General features: G+C 38.5%; 27 protein-coding genes. 11 read left to right on the top strand and 16 right to left on the bottom strand.

Going from position 1 to position 24,851, the window contains the following annotated elements:
* On the bottom strand, nt 1-489 hold a 489-nt coding region (locus P20480_RS18545; protein ID WP_033025716.1), incomplete at its 3' end, for a transporter substrate-binding domain-containing protein.
* 661 nt (nt 490-1,150) lie between these two features.
* On the opposite strand from P20480_RS18545, the gene P20480_RS05050 reads away from it, so the two are divergent.
* Nucleotides 1,151-1,702: a dienelactone hydrolase family protein gene (locus P20480_RS05050; protein WP_008131464.1), complete on the top strand. Its 552-nt coding sequence runs from the start codon at nt 1,151-1,153 to the stop codon at nt 1,700-1,702.
* 40 nt (nt 1,703-1,742) lie between these two features.
* Here P20480_RS05050 and P20480_RS05045 read toward each other — a convergent pair whose 3' ends face one another.
* Nucleotides 1,743-2,543, bottom strand: a complete 801-nt coding sequence (locus P20480_RS05045) for a M61 family metallopeptidase (RefSeq protein ID WP_008131466.1) — start codon at nt 2,541-2,543, stop codon at nt 1,743-1,745.
* Between the two features lie 184 nt (nt 2,544-2,727).
* Here P20480_RS05045 and icd point away from each other — a divergent pair, with 184 nt between their 5' ends.
* Nucleotides 2,728-3,996, top strand: a complete 1,269-nt coding sequence (gene icd / locus P20480_RS05040; protein ID WP_008131468.1) for an NADP-dependent isocitrate dehydrogenase — start codon at nt 2,728-2,730, stop codon at nt 3,994-3,996.
* Between the two features lie 12 nt (nt 3,997-4,008).
* Here the strand turns inward: icd and P20480_RS05035 are convergent, their stop codons facing one another.
* Both P20480_RS05035 and P20480_RS05030 read right to left on the bottom strand, forming a co-directional pair.
* Complete coding sequence (locus tag P20480_RS05035) at nt 4,009-4,446, bottom strand: hypothetical protein (protein WP_008131470.1); 438 nt, start codon at nt 4,444-4,446, stop codon at nt 4,009-4,011.
* 517 nt (nt 4,447-4,963) lie between these two features.
* Complete coding sequence (locus P20480_RS05030) at nt 4,964-5,911, bottom strand: LysR family transcriptional regulator (RefSeq protein WP_008131472.1); 948 nt, start codon at nt 5,909-5,911, stop codon at nt 4,964-4,966.
* Between the two features lie 117 nt (nt 5,912-6,028).
* Between P20480_RS05030 and aceK the strand changes: the two genes are divergently transcribed.
* The 3 genes from aceK (at nt 6,029) to P20480_RS05015 (ending at nt 9,142) form a co-directional block, all read left to right on the top strand.
* Complete coding sequence (aceK, locus tag P20480_RS05025) at nt 6,029-7,804, top strand: bifunctional isocitrate dehydrogenase kinase/phosphatase (protein WP_008131474.1); 1,776 nt, start codon at nt 6,029-6,031, stop codon at nt 7,802-7,804.
* Nucleotides 7,805-7,858: 54 nt separating this feature from the next.
* Entirely contained in the window at nt 7,859-8,821 is a 963-nt protein-coding gene (locus P20480_RS05020) for a zinc-binding dehydrogenase (protein ID WP_008131475.1), read from the top strand.
* 69 nt (nt 8,822-8,890) lie between these two features.
* Entirely contained in the window at nt 8,891-9,142 is a 252-nt protein-coding gene (locus P20480_RS05015) for a DUF2999 family protein (protein ID WP_008131476.1), read from the top strand.
* Between the two features lie 75 nt (nt 9,143-9,217).
* Here P20480_RS05015 and P20480_RS05010 read toward each other — a convergent pair whose 3' ends face one another.
* Nucleotides 9,218-9,715: a fasciclin domain-containing protein gene (locus tag P20480_RS05010; RefSeq protein WP_006792193.1), complete on the bottom strand. Its 498-nt coding sequence runs from the start codon at nt 9,713-9,715 to the stop codon at nt 9,218-9,220.
* Between the two features lie 168 nt (nt 9,716-9,883).
* Here P20480_RS05010 and lepB point away from each other — a divergent pair, with 168 nt between their 5' ends.
* Nucleotides 9,884-10,534, top strand: coding sequence for a signal peptidase I (gene lepB, locus P20480_RS05005; protein ID WP_008131477.1), 651 nt, complete (start codon nt 9,884-9,886; stop codon nt 10,532-10,534).
* A gap of 90 nt (nt 10,535-10,624) precedes the next feature.
* Here the strand turns inward: lepB and P20480_RS05000 are convergent, their stop codons facing one another.
* The gene (locus P20480_RS05000) at nt 10,625-11,275 is read right to left on the bottom strand and encodes a bifunctional 4-hydroxy-2-oxoglutarate aldolase/2-dehydro-3-deoxy-phosphogluconate aldolase (RefSeq protein WP_008131478.1); all 651 of its coding nucleotides are present in this window, start codon (nt 11,273-11,275) and stop codon (nt 10,625-10,627) included.
* A 124-nt stretch (nt 11,276-11,399) separates the two neighbouring features.
* Nucleotides 11,400-13,421, bottom strand: coding sequence for a methionine--tRNA ligase (gene metG / locus P20480_RS04995; RefSeq protein WP_008131479.1), 2,022 nt, complete (start codon nt 13,419-13,421; stop codon nt 11,400-11,402).
* A gap of 187 nt (nt 13,422-13,608) precedes the next feature.
* On the opposite strand from metG, the gene apbC reads away from it, so the two are divergent.
* Both apbC and dcd read left to right on the top strand, forming a co-directional pair.
* Nucleotides 13,609-14,685 carry an iron-sulfur cluster carrier protein ApbC gene (gene apbC, locus P20480_RS04990; RefSeq protein WP_033025719.1) on the top strand — a complete coding sequence of 359 codons (1,077 nt, stop codon included), beginning with the start codon at nt 13,609-13,611 and terminating at the stop codon, nt 14,683-14,685.
* Nucleotides 14,686-14,689: 4 nt separating this feature from the next.
* Complete coding sequence (gene dcd / locus P20480_RS04985) at nt 14,690-15,277, top strand: dCTP deaminase (protein ID WP_006792188.1); 588 nt, start codon at nt 14,690-14,692, stop codon at nt 15,275-15,277.
* On the opposite strand, the gene P20480_RS04980 is transcribed toward dcd, so the two are convergent.
* Both P20480_RS04980 and P20480_RS04975 read right to left on the bottom strand, forming a co-directional pair.
* Complete coding sequence (locus tag P20480_RS04980) at nt 15,274-16,065, bottom strand: CLCA_X family protein (protein WP_008131481.1); 792 nt, start codon at nt 16,063-16,065, stop codon at nt 15,274-15,276. The genes dcd and P20480_RS04980 overlap by 4 nt on opposite strands.
* Nucleotides 16,066-16,085: 20 nt before the next feature.
* Nucleotides 16,086-16,679, bottom strand: a complete 594-nt coding sequence (locus tag P20480_RS04975; RefSeq protein WP_008131483.1) for a tRNA-uridine aminocarboxypropyltransferase — start codon at nt 16,677-16,679, stop codon at nt 16,086-16,088.
* A 135-nt stretch (nt 16,680-16,814) separates the two neighbouring features.
* Between P20480_RS04975 and P20480_RS04970 the strand changes: the two genes are divergently transcribed.
* Both P20480_RS04970 and P20480_RS04965 read left to right on the top strand, forming a co-directional pair.
* The gene (locus P20480_RS04970; RefSeq protein ID WP_008131485.1) at nt 16,815-17,159 is read left to right on the top strand and encodes an Hpt domain-containing protein; all 345 of its coding nucleotides are present in this window, start codon (nt 16,815-16,817) and stop codon (nt 17,157-17,159) included.
* A gap of 163 nt (nt 17,160-17,322) precedes the next feature.
* Complete coding sequence (locus tag P20480_RS04965) at nt 17,323-18,540, top strand: pyridoxal phosphate-dependent aminotransferase (RefSeq protein ID WP_008131487.1); 1,218 nt, start codon at nt 17,323-17,325, stop codon at nt 18,538-18,540.
* A 54-nt stretch (nt 18,541-18,594) separates the two neighbouring features.
* Here the strand turns inward: P20480_RS04965 and P20480_RS04960 are convergent, their stop codons facing one another.
* The 4 genes from P20480_RS04960 to P20480_RS04945 are packed head-to-tail and all read right to left on the bottom strand — an operon-like array spanning nt 18,595 to nt 21,504.
* A complete protein-coding gene (locus P20480_RS04960; RefSeq protein ID WP_008131489.1) occupies nt 18,595-19,062 on the bottom strand; it encodes an outer membrane lipoprotein in 468 nt (155 codons plus the stop codon).
* A 17-nt stretch (nt 19,063-19,079) separates the two neighbouring features.
* A complete protein-coding gene (lpoB, locus tag P20480_RS04955; RefSeq protein WP_008131492.1) occupies nt 19,080-19,694 on the bottom strand; it encodes a penicillin-binding protein activator LpoB in 615 nt (204 codons plus the stop codon).
* An 11-nt stretch (nt 19,695-19,705) separates the two neighbouring features.
* Entirely contained in the window at nt 19,706-20,131 is a 426-nt protein-coding gene (locus tag P20480_RS04950; protein ID WP_008131494.1) for a YcfL family putative periplasmic lipoprotein, read from the bottom strand.
* An 8-nt stretch (nt 20,132-20,139) separates the two neighbouring features.
* The gene (locus tag P20480_RS04945) at nt 20,140-21,504 is read right to left on the bottom strand and encodes a COG3014 family protein (RefSeq protein ID WP_008131496.1); all 1,365 of its coding nucleotides are present in this window, start codon (nt 21,502-21,504) and stop codon (nt 20,140-20,142) included.
* Between the two features lie 309 nt (nt 21,505-21,813).
* On the opposite strand from P20480_RS04945, the gene P20480_RS04940 reads away from it, so the two are divergent.
* A complete protein-coding gene (locus P20480_RS04940; protein WP_008131498.1) occupies nt 21,814-22,683 on the top strand; it encodes a DMT family transporter in 870 nt (289 codons plus the stop codon).
* An 8-nt stretch (nt 22,684-22,691) separates the two neighbouring features.
* Here P20480_RS04940 and P20480_RS04935 read toward each other — a convergent pair whose 3' ends face one another.
* Genes P20480_RS04935 through P20480_RS04925 form a run of 3 tightly spaced genes read right to left on the bottom strand, consistent with a single transcriptional unit; the run spans nt 22,692 to nt 24,849 of the window.
* The gene (locus tag P20480_RS04935) at nt 22,692-23,378 is read right to left on the bottom strand and encodes a M15 family metallopeptidase (RefSeq protein WP_008131500.1); all 687 of its coding nucleotides are present in this window, start codon (nt 23,376-23,378) and stop codon (nt 22,692-22,694) included.
* Nucleotides 23,378-24,505, bottom strand: a complete 1,128-nt coding sequence (dapE, locus tag P20480_RS04930) for a succinyl-diaminopimelate desuccinylase (RefSeq protein WP_008131502.1) — start codon at nt 24,503-24,505, stop codon at nt 23,378-23,380. The genes P20480_RS04935 and dapE overlap by 1 nt, the downstream gene beginning before the upstream one ends.
* Nucleotides 24,505-24,849, bottom strand: a complete 345-nt coding sequence (locus tag P20480_RS04925) for an ArsC family reductase (RefSeq protein WP_008131506.1) — start codon at nt 24,847-24,849, stop codon at nt 24,505-24,507. The genes dapE and P20480_RS04925 overlap by 1 nt, the downstream gene beginning before the upstream one ends.
* Between the last annotated feature and the right edge of the window lie 2 nt (nt 24,850-24,851).

Raw genomic sequence — 24,851 nt, forward strand, 5'->3', positions numbered from 1 at the left:
AGTTGAATTAATTATACTATCGATAGCTTCCCCATAAGAGCGACTCAGAGACACGCCTAATGTTAGCTTTTTCTCTTGTAGTAAATCATACAAAGACACCTCAGCGTCGTTTTTAAGCGATAGCGCATTTGCTAGCTTTTTATGTAGTGCAACAGAGGGAGATAAACCAACAGTAGAGCTTTCTTGTGTAAATACCATTTGTTGCTTTCTGTTTTCGTTTTTATAAAGAGAAAGTACGCACGCGTCATTCGTTTTATCAGAAAGGGTTTGAATTAGCTTACTTGCAGGCACCACAACACGATTGAATTTGATATGAGGTAGTTGGTCTTCGAGTAATTTTATGATTGTTTCGTCGCGGCCTTGGCCCTGATACTTACCATTTAATATATAGTAAGGTGCAAAGTCGTTGGTTAACCAGTTAATTGTTTGAGCATGACAAACTGAAGTTAGAGAGCAACAAAATAAAAGAGTGAAAAGTACACGTAACATTGCAGTAACCAACGAATGTAATTGGATTATTGTTTTAACACTTAAGTATTAAAAAGTAAAATGCCAGCAACAAGGCTGGCATAATATTACGTGTTATCGCGCATGGGATTGCGATATAGCTTTGCTTAGCTAACTTTTAGCCACTTAACAAATTGACGCGCATCGCTAGCTTTTTGAAACAATGCGTTTTTTAAACCTTGTGTATCACTAAAGATAACACGATGTTTATTAACTGAAATTGATTGCACAGGATGTGCTATTTGGATCATAGATCCGTTATATTTATAAGACATAATAAAACTCACTTTATTCTTGTAATTTATTCTGCGCTATTTTTTATAGCAGATTGCAGTCAATAAATTAACGATGTTGTGTTTAGCTTCATTACAGTGTTGACGATCTTTATGACACTTTTACGATGATTGTAAAATTCATCTCGGTATTATTTAAGGGGTACTCGCCGTACAATAACTTAGCTTTCAAATATACGTTGTGCGGGGCTTACTGGATCAGGGTAAATAGGTTAACCGCAGTGGTTTCTTAAAACCAGAGAGGGAATGTAACCTAAATAAATTATGCTCGCAAGTTATTTGTATAGTTTTTGTAGTGTAGACTTTATCAACTGGGTTAAATACTTTGAATTACACCAAAAGGGAATCGTATGCATTACATAATAGTAAGTGATATTTACGGAAAAACACCGGCTTTACATGACTTTTGTAAAACATTAAACACTCAGTTCACCCTTGTTGAACCTTACAGTGGGAAAGAGCAAGCTATTGAAAGTGAAGAACTTAACTATAAAAATTTTATAAAAGCATGTGGCCACAACGTGTATACGGCAATGCTGCATAAACAATTTGATAGACTCACAGAGCCAACAATTTGCATTGCCTTTAGTGCAGGGGCTAGTGCCGCATGGCGAGCCCAGTTATTAACAAGCAATCCACATCTTAAAAAAGTGGTTGGTTTTTATCCATCACAAATACGAAACTACTTAGATTTAGACGCAAGTGTACCCTGTGAGTTTATTTTTCCTTACGATGAGCTGCACTTTGATGTGACTGCTGTTATTAATGAGCTTAATAAAAAACAAAACGTAATTTGCAAACCAACAGATTATTGTCATGGATTTATGAATAAGCGTTCTTTAAATTATAATGAACAGGCTTATCAATACTTTTGTAACAACTTAACTTCAAATGCTTTTTAGCATCTTGGTGATAGACGCCTAACTTTAAAATCAATACAGCTCAAAGTGTGTTTATTAATTTTTTAGTCACGTTTGGAAAGTCAGTGCGGTTTTTATACTCTGCATATAAAGAAGTAAAAATACTACTACGTGAGAGTTTATCAAGGTCTTTGATAAACGTTTTAGCACTTGAACGCGCTGTTCTACAGCATAGTTGATAGGCTTTTATTATCTCAGCAAGGGTTTGACCTTGCTGGTGAAGTGCTAAATCGGCTTCAACAAAAAATGCAGCGCCTGTCCAATACACACGTTGCTGTGCACCTTGATTCCACATATCAGCAGAAAGCTCACTTAAGGGCTGCGACTTTGTTTTGCTTTGTAGTCTACCTCTATTAAACCCAGCATTTAATCGTTGAACAAATTGCGCTTGGGTTATTACACCGCTGTCTCGCATAATTACGTTTTGCATATAACTAGCAAACCCTTCACTTAACCAAAAAGCAGAGTAGGGGAAAAGCGGCAAATATAAATGCGATAGCTCGTGATATAGGGTCCAGTCTTTAGTAAATGCATTTAAACTTGCGTATCTATCAATATGAAGTTCAACCCCATCGGGATTGCTCCGCTTTACCGTTGCCCATGGTACAGGCTCAAATGCAAAATATTGCGGCTTTAAATAAATAGGCAAGGTAGTTTGCTTTAAAGGTCCAAGCGTATTTTTAGTTTTTTTTACACTCTGATCAATCCAGGTAGAAACAACTTGCTGGCCACTTTTAGAAAGCGAGTCTAGCTCGTGTATGTCAACCTCAAGAGCGTAGATGTTTAAAGAGTATAAAAATAGCAACGTCCACAATAATTTCATTAAAACCCCTCTATATTTAAAAACTAATACGAACCGTACACGCTATAAGACCATCCTTTTAACTACATAAGCACATCGTATTTGTTATTTTTTAAACTGATACCAACTATAAAAAGGCAATTAAAGACACGCCTTAATTAACATGGTTTAATCGACCATATACATTGATTTATAGGCTTTAATGATGCAATACCAACATATAAAAATGCCAGAGCAAGGGCAACATATAACGGTAGATGAGCAAGGGCAGTGGGTTATTCCTTCAGAGCCTGTTATTGCCTATATTAATGGAGATGGAGTTGGGCAAGATGTTATGCCCGTTATGAGAAATATTGTAGATTGCGCTATTAAACACTGTTACAAAAACAAGCGGAAAATACATTGGATGCAAGTGTTTAATGGTGAGCAAGCAGCCAAGCTTTACGATGGTGATTGGTTTCCACAAGAAACAATACAAGCAGTAAGAGCCTGTAAAATAGCAATAAAAGGGCCATTAACTACGCCTTTGGGTGGAGGGTTCCGCTCTTTAAATGTTGCTTTACGCCAAGAAATGGATTTATTTGTAAATATGCGCACTATCAAAGGGTTTAGTGCTTTGCCTTCTCCTTTAAAAAATCCTTTTTTAACCAACATTACGGTTCTTCGTGATAGCAGCGAAGATGTATATTCAGGTATTGAGTGGCAAGCAGGGAGCATTGAAAGTGAAAAAATGCTCGACTTTTTATGTGAAGAAATGGGGGTAACACGTCTTCGGTTTTCACAAGATTGCGGCATAGGTATAAAAAATATATCCAAAGAAGGCTCTGAACGATTAACACGTTTTGCTCTTAATTTTGCCCTTAATAACAATCGAGATTCTGTCACTTTTGTTCATAAAGGCAATGTGCTTAAGTTTACTGATGGTGCATTTAAACGCTGGGGCTTTGCACTTGCCAAAAAGGAATTTAATGCTATTGAACACGAAAATGGCCGCTGGCTGAAAATTGAGCGTGCTGGGCAGGCGCCTCTAATAATTAAAGAAGTCATTGCCGATAACATGCTGCAACAATGTTTAATGAACCCTGAGCAGTTTGATGTAGTGGCAACTACGAATCAAAATGGGGACTTTTTAGCCGATATGCTCAGCGCTCAAGTGGGTGGTGTGGGCATTATGCCTGCTGCAAACTTGAATAATGATGTGGCTTTTTTTGAACCTACTCATGGTACATTTGAGCGAATTGCAGGGCAAAACAAAGCGAATCCAAGCAGTAGTATTTTGAGCGCAGTACTCATGCTTAAATTTATGAAATGGGATGAGGCGGCATTAACTATTGAAAATGCTTTAGAAAACACATTAGCAAGTGGGTATGTTACTTTTGATTTAACCCAGCAAGGCATTGATATTTCAAAAACTCATAACTCGACAACCTTAAGCTGCACAGACTTTGCAGATAAAGTTATCGAGCACTTTTAAACACATTCATTATTAAGCTGCTGAGGCAGTTTTAACTGTGTGCACGCATGGGCGATTAATTAACTGTGCGGCACGATGGTAGATGTCGTGTGCATTTGGTTCATCGCATTGTGTACCACTAAGCGTATCCATTAAAGCAACAACAATGATTGCAGGAACCTGGCAGCAATATTCATCAAGTACCGCTTCAGTTGTTTGCGCATCCACATGACAGTGCGGATGGTTTTGCAGTTGGTAAGCGTTCAATAGTGTTTGTACTTCAAGTACATCGTTTGGTTGGTGTTTAGTTTTACGACAAGTACACCCAAACTCATCAACTAATGTCGCCAGTGTTTGGTAAACATCTGTTGTTTGTAATGTTGCTTTAGAACATAACTGCTCTTCAATGAACTGATGTAAGTTAGCGTCGATGAATAACCCGTCTTGGCGTGTGAAAGAAGCTGTTGTCATAATAATTACTCTTAGTTTGTTGGCTTAACTTCACTCTAGCGCTAACTGTATTATTAATGAAATTGTTGTTTTCAATAACTGATATTGATTAGATCAATATTAAGTTTTATTCATTTAATTTACGCTAAATTTATTGGCTTCTTTTTTATTTAATTTGGTGCAAAAAATAAATAAATGCACAAAAGTGGTACAAGTTTCAGCAGAGGGAATATGGGATTCTTGGTTAAGGTGTTGAATTAATTTAAAATAAAAAACATGGTATCGGCTTTGCAAATTACTAATGAGTAAGGTTACTCCCCTTGCTAAGACTTATACGACTCCAAAGCAAAATATCGAGACACTCACTTTATTAAAGTGAGTGTCTCGATGTTTTATTTATTGAAAAATTAGTTTTTAAACGTTGTGTTTCTTACCTCACACCGAGCCCGTCATTTTTAGTATGTATTTACTAGTAAATTGAATGTGTGCTTTTAGATTTTTCAGTATTTTTTGAAAAACGTAATGGATATTTTAAAATTTACCTATCTGCTACTGTTTTAGCGAACTCAAGCATTTCGCGGCGTAACCATTGATGCGCTGGCGCATGGTGAAGCAGTGGGCTCCATATCATTTTTACCTCAATAGGCACTATTTGAAACGGGGGGGGACTTATTACTAAGTTAGTGTGTGTTGTTAATAGCTTAGCTTGCCTGCGTGGTAATGTCGCCACCAGTTGCTCTGATTGGCAAAGTAAACTGGCAATCATGTAGTGGCGGGTAAATACCCTAATTTTACGTGTTTGCTCTAACTGCCAGAGTGCTTCATCGACCCAGCCTAATTTTTGTTTACCTGACTTATTAGTTACTGCGGCTTCAGGGCCCCAACCAGCCCGGTTTACCCAAATATGTTCTTTTTTGAGGTAATCATCGAGTGTGGCGTTTTGTAAAAAAGTATTCTTGGGGTGTGTTAAACAGCAGTAGTTATCGCGCCATACTGTGGCTTGGTGAAACGATCGCGGTAATCCGTTAAAGCGATTAATAGCAAGGTCTATGGTGCCTTTTTCCATGTCTTGTAAGTTAACATCGCTTGGGCTTAAAACGTCAAAATTAATACCCGGATTTTTATTTAATTGCGCTGTTATAAATGGCGCAATTAACGTTGACTCTAAATAGTCGTTTGCCATTATTCTGAAGGTTATTTCAGCCGTAGCGGGGTTGAATTGCTCACTGGGTTGAGTAATTGCTTCAGCCATTTTTAATAATGATTCTATTTCGGGTTTAAGCAGGAGTGCTTTAGCTGTTGGGGTCATTGACCCTGCAGCGCGAACAAGAAGCGGATCTTCAAATAAATCGCGTAATCGCTTTAATGCATTACTCATTGCCGGTTGTGTTAGCGCTAATTTATTGGCGGCTTTAGACACACTTTTTTCGTCTATAAGCACGTTTAAATAGACGAGAAGGTTGAGATCGACGTTACGTATATTCATTAGATCAATCTTATTTATTTGCTGTATTAATTATCTAAATTAAAGCCTGCTTGCTAAGGTGTAAACAATTAATAAAAAATAACCGCCATAACGGGTAAAAATATAAGTGTTGTTAACATGCCAAATACGTTAATCGATGATTCAAATAATGCTCTTCAAAAGGTGATTGCGACTAAGCTTGCACGTGCTGTATTTGCAGGGTTTGATGCGATGTTTGCTGAGTTTTTAAATATAACACTTGGTGCACAAAGCCGGTTTGAGCAGCGCCAATATCATGATGTACAACGTGCAATGCGTGATCGGTTACAAGTTTATGAGCGCCAAGTAAAAAATGTGAGTGAAGCGGTTAAAATAATTGCTTATCAAGAACTAGACTGCCCACACACATGGCAACTAGCTAAAAATATTTATGGGGATATGGTTGAGCACCATGAGAATAAACCCATTGCGCATACTTTCTTTAATTCAACATTTGGTGCTATTTGGGACGATAAAAAAATTCGTACAGTGCATTTATTTGTATTAAAAGCCAAATACCGAAGTGAACCACGCTCATTTGAAAGTTTAGTAAGTAGAATATCGCTTCAAAATGGGTTTGAAACCGCAATTTCACAGCTTATTACTACGCAAATGTTTAGAGTTCCATTTTGCCAATTAAATGCCGATTTAAAGCGCTTAAAGCAAACCCTAATGCAAGGTGCTAAGCATCAATGTAAGCAGGTCTATGAACTGATAAATTTAAACGACGGGTTTATTGAATACGCAAACTCGTTATTTTTTAGAAATAAAGCCTGTTATTTGATTGGCCGTTGTATCGCTAAAAATGGCGATAACATGCCGTTTGCTATTGCCATTTTAAACACCGAAAAAGGCTTAAAAATAGATGCGGTTATGATGGGCGCCGATCAATTAAGCTTATTATTTGGCTTTGCTCGTACTTATTTTATGGTAGATACAGACCAACCCGCGCGTTATGTTGATTACCTCAGTGTACTTATGCCGCATAAAAAGCGTTTTGAATTATTTAACGCTATTGGCTTTATTAAACACGCTAAAACCGAGTTTTACCGCTACAAGGTCGACACCACTAAAAACAGCCCCGCAAGTTTTAAATATATAAACGCACCAGGTACACCTGGCATGGTTATGCTGGTATTTACTATTGAAGGCTCAGATTACGTATATAAAGTAATAAAAGATAAATTTAGTGCACCAAAAACCGCAACTAAAGCACAAGTAAAAGAAAAATATAACTTTGTGAAGCAAGCCGACCGAGTAGGGCGATTGGTAGATACACACGAGTTTAGGTATTTAGCGTTTGATTTGAGCCGCTTTAGTGAAGAACTATTAACGCAGATGAAAACACACATTGGCAGCAGTTTAGTTATATCGGGCAAGGCACTTATTTTAAAACATGTGTATGTTGAACGAAAAATGACACCTCTTAATTTATATATTAACCACTGCGATAAACACGCATTGGACCATGTGATGCTTGATTATGGAAAAGCAATTAAAGATTTAGCTGGGGCGAATATATTTCCAGGTGACATGCTAATGAAAAACTTTGGCGTTACTCGCTGGGGGCGTGTTGTGTTTTACGACTTTGATGAGATTTGCCCACTAACTCAGTGTAATTTTAGAGATGTACCTCAAACACAAAATACATTAGAGGAGTTAAGTAGTCATTCTTATTTTGATATTGATGAAAACGATATATTTCCCAGCCAATTTAAAGTTTTTTTTAGCGCAAATGCTCATGCATTTGAGTGTTTTAACACCCACCACAGTGACTTATTCACAACAACCTATTGGCAACAGTGCCAGCAGCAAATACAAAATGGTTTTTTACCTGATGTTTACCCGTACAAGCAAAGCTGGCGGTTTAAATAGAAATAATTACCCCCATGTTTAAAGTACAACTTTAGTTAAAGCAAAGGAGTGGTAATGAAATATATTTCCCATGAAAGCGGAAACCTTGCACTGAGTGATACCCGTAAACCGCAGCTAAAAAATCATGAAGTGCTTGTTAAAGTGGCTGCAATTGGGGTGAATCGGGCTGATTGTATGCAACGCCAAGGTAAGTACCCAGCCCCAGAAGGTGACAGCCCAATTTTAGGTTTAGAGTGTGCAGGCACTGTGGTAGAGCTGGGTAACGAAGTTGATAAAAGCTGGCTTGATAAACGCATTTTTACACTGTGTGCAGGTGGCGCTTATAGCGAATATGTTGCCGTAGATGCTAAACAATTAATGGAACTACCCGATGATGTAACTATGGTTGAAGGTGCAGCCATAAGCGAGGTGTATTTAACTGCTTTTGGTGCATTATTTGAGCTTGGCAAACTACAACATGGGCAAACGGCATTGATACATGCAGGGGCCAGTGGCGTAGGTGGTGCCGCTATTCAAATTGCAAAAAGTGCAGGGGCAACTGTTGTTATAACCGCAGGTTCTGATGAAAAATGCCAGCACGCAAAGTCGCTGGGAGCAGATCATACAATTAACTACAAAAACACAGACTTTGTAGATTACATGCAAAGCCGTAATTTAACCGCTAATGTAATTGTTGATCCCGTTGCAGGTAGTTATTTAAACAAAAATGCACAAGTTGCTGCCATGGATTGCCAAATAATTATGCTTGCCTTTTTAGATGGACGTTTTGCTGAGGTTGATTTTGCAGCCCTTTTACGTAAAAGGATTTCGTTTCATGCGTCAACCCTTCGTAACCGCAGTATTGATTTTAAACGCCAACTAAGAGATGACTTAGTAGAACGCTTTTACAACGACATAGCATCTAAAAACTATGACTTTAATGTGTACAAAACGTTGCCATGGACACAGGCTCAAGAGGCACATGCAATATTAGAGCGCAACGAAAACGCGGGTAAAGTCGTATTGCTTGTAGAATAACGCTTTATTTTACACGTTATGCCCATATAATTCAGTCATACACACGTTATTATAAAACCAAGGTTAAAAATGAATCCAATAATTGCAATTTTAAAAGAACATAATGTAAGTGATGAAAAAGTAAAAGCGTTATTCGAGGCGTTTACACAAAACCCAATGATGGCTATGGCGCTTGTACAGGAGCTTGGCATACCGCCTGAAAAGCTTCAGCAATTAATGGCTGTTGTTATGACACAACCACACTTAATCAAAGAAGCTACCGATGAGTTAGGTTTAGACTTTGAAAAAGTAAAAGAAGCGAAAGAAAAGCTTAATCAGTAATAAGGTCTAAGTATTCGTTAAAAAGAAGCATAAGCTTACGTTTATGCTTCTTTTTTTGTACATAAATTTTGCTGCTTATTCTTTTGGAAGAAGAACAGTGTCAATTACATGGATTACGCCATTACTTGCTTTAACATCTGGCATCATCACGTTAGCGTCGTTTACCATCACACCCATGTTTGTTTTAATCATTACCGACTGCCCCTGGAGTGTTTTGGCACTATCTAACTTAGCCACCTCTTTTGCCATTATTTTTCCAGCGACAACATGGTAGGTTAGCACTGCCGTTAACTTCTCTTTGTTTTCTGGCTTTAACAGCATCTCAACGGTACCGTCAGGTAACTTTGAGAAAGCGGCATCAGTTGGTGCAAAAATAGTGAATGGTCCTTTGCCTTTTAGAGTATCAACTAAACCGGCTGCTTTTACGGCTGCAACAAGTGTTGTGAACGAGCCATTTTCAACCGCAACATCAACCACATCTTTCTTCATGCCATGATGGTTGGCTTGCGCAGAAAATGAAAACCCTATGCTTGCTGCGGTAATTAAAATTGCGGTGGTTATCTTCTTAAACATGTTAGTTTCCTTTAAGTTAATATTTGCTAAATTCCTAAGATGCTACGCAGCTGAAAATTTAATCGATCAAAAACGTTTTTTGGTCAAACATCTTTTGTTACATCCTTTTTTGAACTGCCAAAGCGCTGTTAGGTCATACCATTACTTGATCAATTAAAGGGAGCAGTTATGAAAGTGCTTTATAAATTTTGGAAAAATAATCGTTCACTCATTGTATTTATTGCCTTAATGAGTGTGTTTAGAAGTGCAGTAGCCGACTGGTATGAAGTGCCTACGAGCTCAATGAAACCTACAATTGAGCAAGGAGATAGAATTTTAACAGACAAAATGGCGTACGACTTACGAGTGCCTTTTACGCATATTTCTTTGCTTAAAATTAATGAACCACAAACAGGGGACATTATTGTATTCGACTCACAAGCGGCAGATAACCGATTAATTAAACGTGTTATTGGTGTACCTGGTGATACCGTTTCTTTGGTAAATAACGAATTAATTATTAATGGCAAAAAGCTTAAATACGAACATGTGCAAAATAATATCGATTCGGTTGATAAAGTAGAGATATTAAACACTAAGAAGCACACCATTAGGATAGCAAATGTACCATCCCAATTAGCTGGCTTTGAAATGATCACCATTCCAGATGATTACTATTTGGCAATGGGGGATAACCGTGACAATAGCGCAGACTCTCGCGTAATTGGTTTAATCCCTCGTGGTGAACTACTTGGAAAAGCAAATAAGGTCATTGTTTCGCTTGATTACGATAATTACTACATACCAAGAAAAGAGCGTGTTCTGCTCTCTTTAAACTAAGTGCATTTAGATTTGTTTGAACAGAGTATTAAGTATTTGATGTAATTTAAGTTTGAACAATACCTAGTGATTACAGCAAATTAAAGACCTTTAATCAGTGGGTATGTCAGTTAAATAGTCATGAACTAACTGGGTAAGAGCTTGCTTGTCAGCGTGGCTAGTAATCACTTTTGAAAAATCACTACTAATGGCTACACCGCAAGCCCCTGCGTCAAACCACTGAGTAATGTTATTTAAATTTATCCCGCCAACGGGCATTAAATTGGCGCTATCAAATGGACCTTTTAATGCCTTAAAATAGTCAACTCCCATGCTACCTGCTGGAAATACCTTAATAATATCCGCATTATACTCAATCGCGTTAGCGATATCTGTTGGCGTTAAAGCCCCCATTAAAACAGGTAAATTACACTGATGGGAAACTGACACAATACGCTTATCAGTATTAGGGGTTACTATAAACTGTGCACCCGCATTAATGGCTCGTTGAGCTAGTTTAGTATTTGTGATGGTGCCTGCACCCACCAAAATATGTTGATGACGAATACGTGCATTTTTAATTTCTTGCTCAAACCCTGGTGTATTAGAGGTGATTTCAAGCACTTTTATACCAGCCTCAACTAAGCAATCGACAAGTGGTGCAACATCTGATTGCTTTTTTAAGCGGATAATAGCGACTATTTTGTGCTTTAAAATTTTGTTGCGAGTTACAGTCTTTTCTTGAGAAACCGTGCTAGGCATTGTATTACTTTTTTATTATTTATTGGTCGATGGTACAAAAAATCGATAAAAGTCGCAAATAGGATAAAATAACATATAAAAAAACCGCTGAGAGTCAGCGGTTATTTTATTCATATGTGTAAATTTACATTACACGCATTCCTGGCTCTGATCCGTCGTCTGGATTAAGAATATAAATTTCTTTTCCGCCAGGGCCTGCAGCAAGTACCATACCCTCAGACATACCAAAACGCATTTTACGCGGTTTAAGGTTTGCAACCATTACTGTTAGCTTACCTTCAATGTCTTCAGGAGCGTATGCTGATTTAATGCCTGCGAATACTTGACGCGTTTCGCCGCCTAAATCAAGGGTTAGCTTCAGTAGTTTGTCGGCGCCTTTTACATGCTCTGCTTTTGCAATTTTAGCAACACGAAGGTCTACCTTTGCAAAATCGTCAAACTCAATTTCTTCGCTAATAGGTTCTTTTGCAAGAGGGCTATTTGGGTCAATTGTTACTTTAGGCTCTAGGCTTTCTTTAGATTCTTCAACCATTTTGTTTACTTTGTCCATTTCTACGCGTTGCATTAATGGTTTAAATTTATTGATTGAGTGGCTTACTAGTGGCGTCTGTACTGCATCCCAAGCAAGATCATCGTTTAAAAACGCTTCTACGTTTTGGGCCATAGCCGGTAGTACTGGTTTTAAATAGGTAATTAAAACACGGAACAAGTTAAGGCCAAGCGAACACACATCGTGAGCTTCTTGTTGCTTAGTTTCGTCTTTAATTAATACCCATGGTGCTGCGCCATCAATAAATTGGTTTGCTTTGTCGGCAAGGGCCATAATTTCACGAATTGCGCGACTGTATTCACGGTTCTCAAAATGGGTGGTAATACTTGGCGCGGCAGCTTGGAACTCTTCTAGGAGCTCTGGTTGCATAATAGTTGGGCTTAATTTGCCATCAAACTTTTTGGTAATAAAGCCTGCGCAACGGCTCGCTATATTAACGACTTTACCAACCAGATCTGAATTAACACGTTGTGCAAAGTCTTCTAGGTTTAAATCAAGGTCGATAATACCGCTGTTTAATTTTGCAGCGTAATAGTAACGTAAGTATTCTGGATTTAGGTTGTCTAGGTAGGTACGCGCTTTAATGAACGTGCCCTTTGACTTAGACATTTTTTCGCCATTTACAGTAACAAACCCGTGTGCAAATACGTTAGTTGGTTTTCTAAATTTAGCACCTTCTAGCATGGCTGGCCAAAATAAGCTGTGGAAGTAAATAATGTCTTTACCAATAAAGTGGTAAAGTTCTGCTTCTGAGCCTTCAGCCCAAAATGCGTCAAAATCAATCCCTTTTTTATCACACAGGTTTTTAAAGCTGGCCATGTAACCAATTGGCGCATCTAGCCATACGTAAAAGTATTTACCTGGGGCATTTGGAATTTCGAAACCAAAGTAAGGCGCATCACGGCTGATATCCCACTGTTGTAAGCCGTCAGTAAACCATTCGTCTAGCTTGTTAGCCATTTCTTGTTGAATAGTACCTGAGTGTAGCCATTCTTTAAGCATGCCTTCAAATGCTGGTAGGTCAAAAAAGTAATGCTCAGAATCTTTCAAAATAGGCTCGGCACCTGACATAACAGAGCGCGGGTTTATTAATTCGGTTGGGCTGTAAGTTGCGCCACACGAATCACAGCTATCGCCATTTTGATCTTCAGACTTACACGTTGGGCAAGTACCGGTTACAAAGCGATCAGGTAAAAATATGCCTTTTTCTGGGTCAAACAATTGCGAAATAGTGTGCTTTTTTATATGGCCCGCATCGTTTAAACGGTTGTATATTAATTCACTAAATTCTTTGTTTTCTTGGCTATGCGTGCTGTGGTAATTGTCAAACTTAATGTTGAAATCAGCAAAGTCGCGTTGGCGTTCAATGCTCACATTTTTTACCATTTCTTCAGGTGTGATCCCTTGCTTCTGTGCATTAAGCATGATTGGTGTGCCGTGGGCATCGTCTGCGCAAACATAATACGTTTCATGGCCTTGAAGTTTTTGAAAACGTGACCAAATATCAGTTTGAATATATTCCAATAAATGACCTAAGTGGGTTGGGCCATTTGCATAAGGTAATGCGCTGGTAATCAGGATCTTTCGCTGTGCCATAATCATTCCGAATTGAGGATAAAATACCGTTTTTACTATTTAAACGGCTGTTATCATTAATTTATCTATAAACAGGTGGCTATGCGCGCACACTGCTTATGGATTTTTATTAATTGACTGGTGTTAATGACCTGAATGTTACATAATTCCGAGGCACTTTTCATCAAAGAAACGCTATTTAATTGCTATGTTTGGACTGTCGAAACTTTTCTCTTCTAAATCGGTGCAAAAACAACCGATTATTGCTGCTTTAGCGGCTTATCGTAGTGCGGCCTTTGCCGTAGGAATTGACGAAAGCTTTATTGAGTCAATTTCTGAAAACGACGATAAATCAATACAAATTAGTCTTACTTTACCTTTTGCTGCGCAATCAGAAATCCCCCTTGTAGAGCAGCATGTCCGTGATGTTTTAAATATTGAAATCTCAATAAAGGCTAAGGTTGATATTCAAGAGCCTGCAAAGTTTAAAGGAATTAAACACATTGTACTTATTGCTTCAGGTAAAGGTGGGGTAGGTAAATCGACTACAGCTGTTAATTTAGCCGGTGCGTTAAAAGGCGAGGGAGCAAACGTTGGTATTTTAGACGCTGATATTTATGGTCCTTCAATACCTATGTTGTTGGGCCTTGTTGGTGCTGAGCCAAAAACAAAAGATAACAAACAATTACTACCGTTTGATGCCAATGGCATTAAAGCCCAATCTATTGGCTTTTTAGTACCCAGTGATGACGCAACAGTATGGCGAGGCCCAATGGCATCGGGTGCACTTAGCCAATTACTGAACGAGACTGATTGGGGCGAGCTCGATTATTTAATTGTAGATATGCCCCCAGGTACAGGTGATATACAACTTACTATGAGCCAAAAAGTACCTGCCAGTGGGACTGTTATTGTAACTACGCCTCAAGATTTAGCACTTGCTGATGCCCAAAAAGGCATTGCAATGTTTAATAAAGTAAATGTGCCAGTACTTGGTTTGATAGAAAATATGAGCCATTACGTTTGCAGCCACTGCGGTGAGGCAAACCATGTATTTGGCAAAGAAGGCGCACAAAAACTAGCCCACAAGCATGGCGTTCCGGTACTTAGCCATATTCCCCTTGCCATTGATATTAGAGAGTACTCTGAGCAAGGAAAACTTATTGCTAGCGATAACAATGCGGCAATAAGCAAAACATACAGCGCAGCAGCTAGGCTTATAGCCAGTACGCTATATTATCAACAGCATCACAACAGTATAGAAATTGTGATTACAGAAGATTAAAAGCATGAGACTTTCAGATACACATATTAAAGAACACCTAAAAGATGGCCGAATAGTTATAGAGCCTGCTCCGAGTAGTGAGATGATATCGGGTGTGACAGCAGATTTACGTCTTGGTAATAAATTTAGAACGTTCAATGCCCATAATGCAGCCTACGTTGATTTAAGTGGTCCAAAGGATCAACTCAATAAAGCCATGGAATCAATCATGAGTGAGGAAATTGAGCTTGCAGACGGTGAAGCGTTTTTTTTACATCCAGGTGAACTCGCACTTGCAATCACTTATGAAAAAGTAACGCTACCTGCCGATATTGTAGGGTGGTTGGATGGGCGCTCATCGCTTGCGCGTTTAGGTTTGATGGTGCATGTAACAGCACACCGAATTGATCCCGGCTGGAGCGGTAATATTGTATTAGAGTTTTACAACTCAGGAAAATTACCCTTAGCGCTGCGCCCAATGATGAAAATTGGCGCTATGAGTTTCGAAATGCTCTCAGGGCCTTGTGAAAACCCGTATAACATTCGTAAAGATGCTAAATACAAAGACCAGAGTAGCGCAGTTGCAAGTCGCATAAGTGATGAAAACAGCTAAACCTTATTGGGTAAATTATGAAGCGCATAACCCAATAGTTGAAAATAGTGGTTAAGCGCTTTATTTGCCTTGGTGGTATGTTGTGCTGGTGGGTAAATTAAATTACTGGATTGCAAACCGTCCACCAAAAAACTGTTTTTTATATTTGGGTGTGCATATATACAGGCTTCAAAACAGCGAGCTGCAATTTCTTCAGGCATACTCATATAATTCATATTATGGGCTTGGTCGTGTTTAATACATGCTTGCACAAATTCATTGGCATTTTCGCCACTTGCATCTAAAAATACTTCTTTATAAAAGCTGTTCAGTGCGTCATTGAGTGGGTGCATTAAATTTGGTGTATTTGAAAGCCAAAGCTTTGAAGCAAATCCATAGCGTGGTATTACTTTAAATAAATGTTCACTAATGTGGTGATCGAATGCATGAAACCACTCATGCGCGAGCGCACCACCGCCCGCATTTTTAGCAAGTGCTAATGTTTGACTGCCTGCATTGTAATGCGCTTGCACACCTTTTTGACCACCGTGCCCAAATGCAAAATTTAACTTTCCGCGCAGACCAATTGCTTTAGGTGGTAAGTGCAGTATTTGCGCCAGGTCGGCCAGCGCATCGTAAATTAAATTAGCGCTAATATAGCGCTCTTCTTTGGTTACCCATTTACCAACCACCATTGATCTGAACCCAAACGTGGTTCTTATATCGCTAAAATCAACTTGGTCATCAAAGCGATAGTCGGGGCCTTGACGAGTAAATCCTCGTTTTAATCTATTTGGGTAATGTCGCATCTGTTTATCAAAAGCTAAATTTAATTTAAGTAACGTGCTTTTACGTGCTCAGGCATATGTTGGGTTTGTTTATTAATTAATTCTTCTAATAAAGTAAACAAAGGCTCTGGGTTTAAATGTTCTATTAAGCTTAAGCTATGAGCAACGGCTTCAAGTGTAGAGAGGCTATCGTCACGGGGCGCTTTACGAATTATATAACGATTTTTAGGTGGTTTATTAAAACTCACTGTTCTAAATTGATTGAGTGCAGGGGTGAGTTGTAAAATTTTATAGGCTTTTTTCCATGTTCCATCGATTACAATTAAATGAGTGATGTGTTTATGGTTTGTAGAGTTTGGTTCATCTAGGTAGGTGGCATTTTCGTTTGGGTAAAGCAGTACTGTTGATTCTTTTGGCAAACTATTTAACATACTAAAGTCAGCACTGTTTTCACCTTTGATGATTTCGCAATCAGTTAGACTTAAGTCGAGTAATTTAGCCGTGTTTTTTGCTATTTTTTCTTCGCTGGGGTGTTGTAGAATAATAACTTTAACTTTGTTAGTTATTGTTTCAATAGCGCTGCATACACAGGTATTAAGTGCAAAATTACAATGAGTACAAAGAATGCGTGCCATTTTAAAAACTTTCTCTCTATTATTAACTTGTAAATTATACATTTATGAAAGCAATTAAGTTGGTTTTTTTTCATTTATCAATATACAGTAGTTATATCAAATACAATGAACATGGATAGTTGAAGGAATTAAATAATGACAGACATTACCATAGATACATCAGCGTTAGAGAATATGAAATCTTTATTGGGCGAGCAGTTTGCTGATACGCTTGATTTTTGTTGTGCCGAGTTTGAACGTCTGGGCTCTGAAGTTATGGCAACCATTGGTAAAGATAAAGAGGCAGCGATTCGTCATTCTCATAGTTTAAAATCAAATGCCGCGCAGTTTGGTGCGTCTAGTTTAGCTGATGTTTCGCGCACCATAGAGTTAAGCTTAGTTGATGATGACTTAGCTAAAGCGATGGATGCTTGTGCCAACTTAATGCCACAGGTAGAAGGCTCTCAAACAAAATTTAAACAATGGTTAGATGCACAATAGTTAACGTGAATTAATTTCAGTTTTAAGCTGTTAAATTTACTGGTGTTATATATTTACTCGGTTAGTCTAGTAGGCAACCGGGTTTTTATTGTTGAGATAAAATAGACCTTACTTATAAAACTCAAATTACAAAGGTCATCAGGCGCCAGCTAGTAGAGGTAAAATGTCAGATATAAAAAAGAGTCATAAATTAGAAGGCGTATGTTATGACATTCGTGGACCTGTTTTAGCTCAAGCTAAAAAAATGGAAGACGATGGTCAAAAAGTCTTAAAATTAAACATCGGTAATCCAGCTGCATTTGGTTTTGATATGCCTGAAGATATGCATCGCGATATTATCCGTAACCTGTATTCTGCCCAAGGTTATTGTGACTCTAAAGGACTTTACTCAGCCAGAGTAGCTGTTTACCAGCATTATCAACAACGTGGGTTAAACAACTTAGACGTTGATAACATTTATATTGGTAATGGGGTAAGTGAACTAATCCAAATGATCACTCAAGCTTTGCTTAACAACGACGATGAAGTGCTTATCCCCGCGCCAGATTATCCGTTATGGACTGCGTCAGTTAAGTTAGCGGGCGGTAATCCCGTTCATTATTTATGTGATGAAGAGCAAGATTGGTTTCCTGATATAGATGACATAAAAAGTAAAATCACCTCTAAAACCAAAGCCTTGGTATTAATTAACCCGAACAATCCCACTGGTGCGGTATACAGTGATGACCTGCTTAAGCAATTAATAGATATTGCGCGAGAGCACAAGTTACTGTTGTTAAGCGACGAAATTTACGAAAAGATTTTATACGATGGAATTAGCCACACTTCAATTGCTTCATTGTGTGATGATGTGCCAATGATTACTTTTAATGGTTTAGCTAAAACTTACCGTGCTGCTGGGCTAAGAATGGGGTGGATGGTTTTAAGTGGTAAAACATCAGCCATGGACGACTTAAGTAAAGGGTTAGATATACTCTCGTCAATGCGTTTATGCGCTAATGTACCTGCCCAATATGCAATTCAGCAGGCATTAGGTGGTGTGCAATCAATTGATAACTTAATTAATCCGGGCGGGCGATTATACGAACAACGTGATATTGCATGGCGCGGTTTAAACGCGATTGAAGGGATTAGCTGTAAAAAGCCAAAAGGCGCTTTATATGCGTTTGCCAAGGTTGATACTGCACACTTTAATGTAAAAAACGATGAGCAAATGATGTTTGATTTGCTCAAGGCCGAAAAAATATTGTTAGTGCATGGGCGTGCGTTTAATTGGCCAGAGCCTGATCACTTTAGGTTAGTGTTTTTACCTAATAAGGATGACTTAACTGATGCCATGCAAAAAATGCAGCGTTTTTTTAAAGATTATCGCCAGTTATAAAACGTTATAAAAAAACGAGCCTGTTGGCTCGTTTTTGTTTTTAAAGGCGTGTTATTAATATGCTTTATCTACTCTTACGGTGTTATCGCCTAAATAAACTAACCTCACATTATCGCCTTTTTGAAATCGCATACCTTGGTCTAGGTCTTGAACTACCATAAATTGGTCGCCATTTTCTACCTGAATTAGTAATTCAACTAACTGAGTTTGTTTGTAATAGCTACCTTGCTGACTATTGTTAGCAACGCTACCACCGATAACTGAGCCTAAAATTGTGGCTATAGCACGACCGCTGCCACCACCAAATTGATTACCAATAACACCACCAATAAGTGCGCCACCAAACGTTTTCCAGCCGTTCTTTTTGTCTTGTATTAGTTCTTGCTCGCTGATGTTTCGTACTGATTTAATGTCACCAAACAACACTTTTTGAACTGCTACGGCTTTATTGCGCTCGTATTTAGCAAAAGTGGGTGCACTTAATGTAAGTAAAGCGCACATAATTACAGCAATTGCTTTCATAACTTACTCCTATCGGCTTACCAGCCAAAGGTTGATTTTTCTTTGGTTTTGCGAATTTCAGTTTCGTCCGCCCATTCAATAAGTCCGCTTTTCATATCCATTAAACGCATTGTGAATTTATAATATACGTCTGATTTATCTGCATTTGTTTTAACAATGCTTGATAAGTTGCCATACAACATGTATTGCGCACCAATTTGTTGTCCAAATGCAACCGCTGTTGCTGGGTTCACTAATGCATCTTCGTTTTGAAAGGTTAGCTGTTCACGTACAGCTTCAACACGTGTCATGTCTACAAAGCGAAACTTACCGCTGCGTAGCATTTGCGTTGAGATAGAATCAGTGATTGATTCTGTATCAATATGCTCACTGGTTTTGTTTTTAATACGTTCCACAAACACAACAGGACGGTTATTTTGAGTCATGGTTCCCACCACTGGCGAGCTTAGTAATGAGTCGGTCATTTGGCTCGCGACTTTTTGTAAATCGGTAGAACCAAAATTTATATCAGTTGTTTCAACTGCTTGAGCGTCACCATAGCTAACTACGGCTTTGTTAGCACAGCCGCTTAAGATCAATGCGCTGAGCCCGACCAATGCGTAGGTGGATGCTGTTTTAAATGTCGTGTTCATAATAGTTTCCTTTAATCTTTAAATTCTTGAGATTCAGTTGATACTTTTCTAACTGCCAGTGAAAATGTAACAGCATCAGAGCTAGGCGCTAAACCTGGTAATTGTGTATTAGCAAAACCAAATAAAGTTAATGGCTGCCACGGTGAATGATTTCCTTTAATCAAAAATCCATCTTTATCAAACCATTTAAATTGATACTGTAAATATTGTGACTTTTTATATTGGCTAGATAGGGTAACCACGACATCCGTTAACTGATTTGTTTGACGCGTTTTAACGTCGGTAATGGCGAGTTTTTCACCTAAATCAGGGTTATCCACTCTAAGTTGATCATTAAAATTTCCTTTATTTTGTTCAACCGCTATACCTGATGTGTCAGGCTGTGTTGCACAAGCACTTAGCAATAAAACGGCACACATTGGCACTATGTATTTCATGGTGTCTCCTAGAGTTGAACTACATGGTAGTTAAAATAGTTATTAATAGAGGTTAGGTAAATTAAAGTTAACCCTTGCTTACTAACGGTAAAACTAATAGGCGGTTGATTGCCTATATTTAATATATGTTCACCTGCTGTCAGACTTTGACGCGCTACAGAAATTTGATTTGGTAATGTAAGCCAGCTTCGGGTGTCGGCTTGCTCTGACGCTAAATTATATATATTGGCTAAAATGTTGCCTACATCTCCTGCGCTGCGCGCAAGCTCAGCGCGAACTTTTTCTTTAGTTATGAGCCGTAATACTTGGCGTGTAATTTTGCCTGGTATTTCTTGTTCAAGAGTTTTAGCGGCTAGGGCTTCTAAATAAACTAATGGCGCTAATGCTACTTCTTGTCCAGCAATATTCACATTTTGTATTGGGCTAATGTAAGCACTGTCTTTATATACGGGCATAGCAAGGCTATAAAAACGAACATCACCTTTACTTGTATCAATCGGTAGTCTTAATTTAAATTCAGTTTGTTTGGGCACGAAACCTTGTTCAAGTAATACGATTACTTCACCATGGTTAGGCTTTAAAGTGCTAAGTTCGCCAAAACGTTGTGTGTATTCGTCAAATTCTTGATGAAACCCTTGTTTTTTAGCTAAGCGAATTACATCTTGCTGTAAATATTTATTATTTGGTTGAATAGCTAACGCTTTTTTGTAGTCTATGTAGGCGTCGTCAAACTGTTTTGCACTTTGGTAAAGCAAAGCCGATAAGTAAAAAGTGTATGCGTTTTGAAAGCCGTTTTTAACATCTCTTGTCACATTATTCATACTTGGATAATGCTGCTGCGCTTCATTTTTTTCTGAATCTATTTCTGCTTCATTCTCGCTAAGCGCATCGGCTTGTACTTTATTAGCTCGGCGAATTTCGACCAGTGCGCCTTCAATATCATTTTTATAAACATAGTTAAGTGCTTTATAACTATGAAGCATGCTCATCTCGTAAGCAGGCGGTACATAGGTAATTGCCGAGTCATTCGTAAATAATGCATTACTTTGTTCAAGCCCGGCACTTAGTTGAATCTTTGCAGCTTGGCGTTTCGTTTGCATTTGAGCATATACGTTTTCGAATTTGCTTTGAGCGTTATCAGCTGAATTAGTAAGGTCGTTGATACGCGCTTGCTCAAGTTGGTTAAGCAAGTAACTACTGTGTATAGTGCTATTGTCTGCAATTAACGATTTAGCTTGTTGTGGGTTATTATTTTCAATAGCATTTCGCACTGGCGTCATTTGTGTGGCGTAATCGTTAAACAGGTCGTTAAACCCTATAGAGCTACAACCACTTAAAATAAAACAAACGCTTAAAATTATACTTCTGCGCACACAGCACTCCTTTTAATCTACTTAAGCAGGTTAACACACTCACTTTAAACAAGAGTGTGAAACATTGTAAAAAAACGTAGAGCCATATCATCGTTAAGGTAAATATGCATGTTCTATGTGAATAAGGCGTGAATTTAGTAATGTGTGAAATAGACAGCGAAAAGTTAAGGTCTTATTAAGTTGAAAGTTTTTGCACACTTTGCCTTATGCTGTATAAATAACTTACTTTTATAGCAGTTTAAGTTATTTAACTACTCACCCATAAAAACAGATTATTTAACAACCAGATTTAGGTTAAAAAGGATTATTTTGAAAGCAGCTATATATACATTTATTGCTTTAATAGCATTTGCCGCCAATTCTTTATTTTGCCGAATGGCATTAGCTGAGGGGTATATAGATCCCTATAACTTTACCATCATTCGTTTATTAAGCGGTGCTGCATGTTTAGGTATTATTATGAGCGTTTATACTTATAATCTAAAACGTAATGGGTCATTTAATGATGCTATTTTAAGTGATACAGGGAGTTGGCGAAGTAGCATTAGTTTACTTGTTTATGCACTTAGTTTTTCGGTGGCCTACGTTGAGTTAGATACCGGAACAGGCGCTCTGATTTTATTTTCAGCCGTGCAACTTACGATGATTGGTTGGGGTATATATAAAAAAGAACAATTAAGCGCCGTGCAGTGGGCTGCTTTTTTGATTGCTGTTACGGGGTTTGCTTATTTGATGCTGCCCTCAGCGGCGGTGCCCTCGCTAATAGGAGCGGGATTGATGGCCATAAGCGGTGTTGCTTGGGGTATTTACAGTATACGTGGCAAAGTATGTGTATCGCCATTGCGAACGACAGGGTTTAATTTTATTAGAAGTTTAGTAGCGCTCCCCATCTTATTACTTGTTAGTATGAGCTACTTTAACGCACTTACCATACAAGGCATTTTACTCGCGAGCGCTTCTGGCGCTTTAGCCTCTGGCATTGGCTATAGTATTTGGTACGTTGCAATGCCATTACTTAAAAGCACGCAGGCTGCGGTTGTGCAATTGTGTGTGCCGGTAGTTGCAGCGTTTGCAGGCGTTATTTTTTTACAAGAACAATTAACGGTTGAATTTGTTATCGCCAGCTTAGTTATATTAACAGCGGTACTCATATTTATTTTAAATAAAAAGAAGGAGTAGTCCTTCTTTTATGGTGGACTAACGTTGGTCACAAAGCGCTTATAAAGTGAAGGTAAGTGCGCCAATACGGCACTTTTACCAAGTAGTTCACTGTTTTCAATGCATTTTCGTAAAGCACTTTCAGTTAGTTGAATACTTAGCAATTGTGATTGCTTAATGTGGCTAATATGCCAAAGTTCAGGAGCTACCCCGTTTAAATCTTCGCGATAAGGCCGATAAAAACCAAATTTCTCAAGGTGAATACCGAGCCATTCACTAAATGCTGAAAAGGGACCGTTTTTCTCATATTCATGAGGAGATAACTGCAGTTGATAATCGTCACTAACACTGGCTTTGTCGTACACATCCAAATCGGTACCAAAATGGTGCCTACTTGCCCCAGGTAAAGCTGAATAACGCATAATTGCAATACACTTATCAATGTCATTTAAGTTCGTTAAATCAACAACCTTTTGTTGTGAATTATAAACAGGCCTTTGTCCGGAAAATTTGTTATTCCAAATTAGCGCCTGACGGTCAAAATCTCTAAAGCTTGATGCAATAGTTAAGTCAAACCCAGCTTGTTTAGCTGCGTTTTGTAGCGCTATAAAATCAGCAGTGATAGCGCTATGCAAACGATGGCTTTGTATTTTAGTTAAATGTGTATCACTTTGCCCTGTGACACACGCTATCGTGGGTACTTCTAAATCAGTCATTAGGTTAACAATTGCTCAAGTATTTGCTCGTAAATGTCGGTGAGTTTAATTAAGTCATCTGTACTTACGCACTCATCCACTTTGTGAATGGTGGCATTACGAGGCCCAAGCTCAATGACTTTAGCACCGGTTTGTGCAATGAAGCGACCATCAGAGGTTCCCCCCGTGGTTTCTAAATTGGTTGCTAATCCTGTCACAGACTCAATAGCATTAACGGTTGCGTCAACGAGTGGACCATGTTCTGTAATAAATGGGAGACCATTTACAATCCAGTTTAACTCGTAGTTTAAGTTGTGTTTTTGTAAAATGTCGATTACACGCTGTTGTAATTGTTGATGTGTGACTTCGGTGCTAAATCTAAAATTAAATTGCACATCTAGCTCACCAGGGATCACATTACCTGCACCTGTGCCGCCGTTAATATTTGATATTTGAAAGCTGGTTGCCGGAAAAAAATCATTCCCTTTATCCCACTGGGTTTGGCTAAGCTCTGTTAATGCTTCAGTGGCTAGATGAATAGGGTTTTGAGCCAGGTGAGGGTAGGCAACATGTCCTTGAATACCTTTAACTTTTAAGAATCCGGTAAGCGAGCCGCGTCGGCCATTCTTAACTACATCACCTAAGACATCCCGAGATGAAGGTTCGCCAACCAAACACATATCAATTTTTTCACCGCGAGATTCTAGTGTATCAATAACTCGGGTGGTTCCATTTATAAATGGTCCTTCTTCATCAGAAGTGATCAAAAAAGAAATTGATCCTTTGTGGTTCGGGTATTTAGTTACAAAACGCTCAGTAGCTACAATCATGGCAGCAAGCGAGCCTTTCATGTCGGCAGCTCCTCGACCATGCAATAAACCATTTTCTACCAGCCCTGAAAAAGGTGGGTGCTGCCAGTTTTTTGCGGGACCCGTAGGCACTACATCTGTGTGTCCTGCGAAACAAAAATGCGGCGACTGGTCGCCTTTACGCGCCCAAGTATTTAATGTATCAGTAAAAAATAGTGACTCTATATTAAAGCCGATCGCTTCAAGACGTTCGTTCATCATTTGTTGACAGCCGGCATCTTCTGGGGTGACAGATTCACGCTGTATCAAGGCTTGTGCAAGTGCAATTACTTCATTCATTATTTAAAAATCTCATCGTATTGCGCGACTTTAAAGCCTAAATAAAAGTCAGTACCGTTAACTAATACTGGTCGCTTTATCATAGCGGGCTGCTGAACTAATAATTGAATAGCATTTTGCTTAGTCAAATTTTGTTTTTGCTCGTCACTTAGAGCTCTGTATGTAGTTCCACGTTTATTGACTAATTGTTCCCAATCTAATTTATCAGCAAATTCAGCGACCATTTGTTCATTAATACCCTCTTTGCGGTAATCGTGAAAGGTAAACTCAATATTATTATCTGTAAGGTGTTTTTTAGCTTTTTTAATCGTGTCGCAGTTACTAATTCCGTAAAGAGTGATCATAA

The sequence above is a fragment of the Pseudoalteromonas sp. BSi20480 genome, from assembly GCF_000241365.1.
Classification (GTDB): Bacteria; Pseudomonadota; Gammaproteobacteria; order Enterobacterales; family Alteromonadaceae; genus Pseudoalteromonas; species Pseudoalteromonas marina.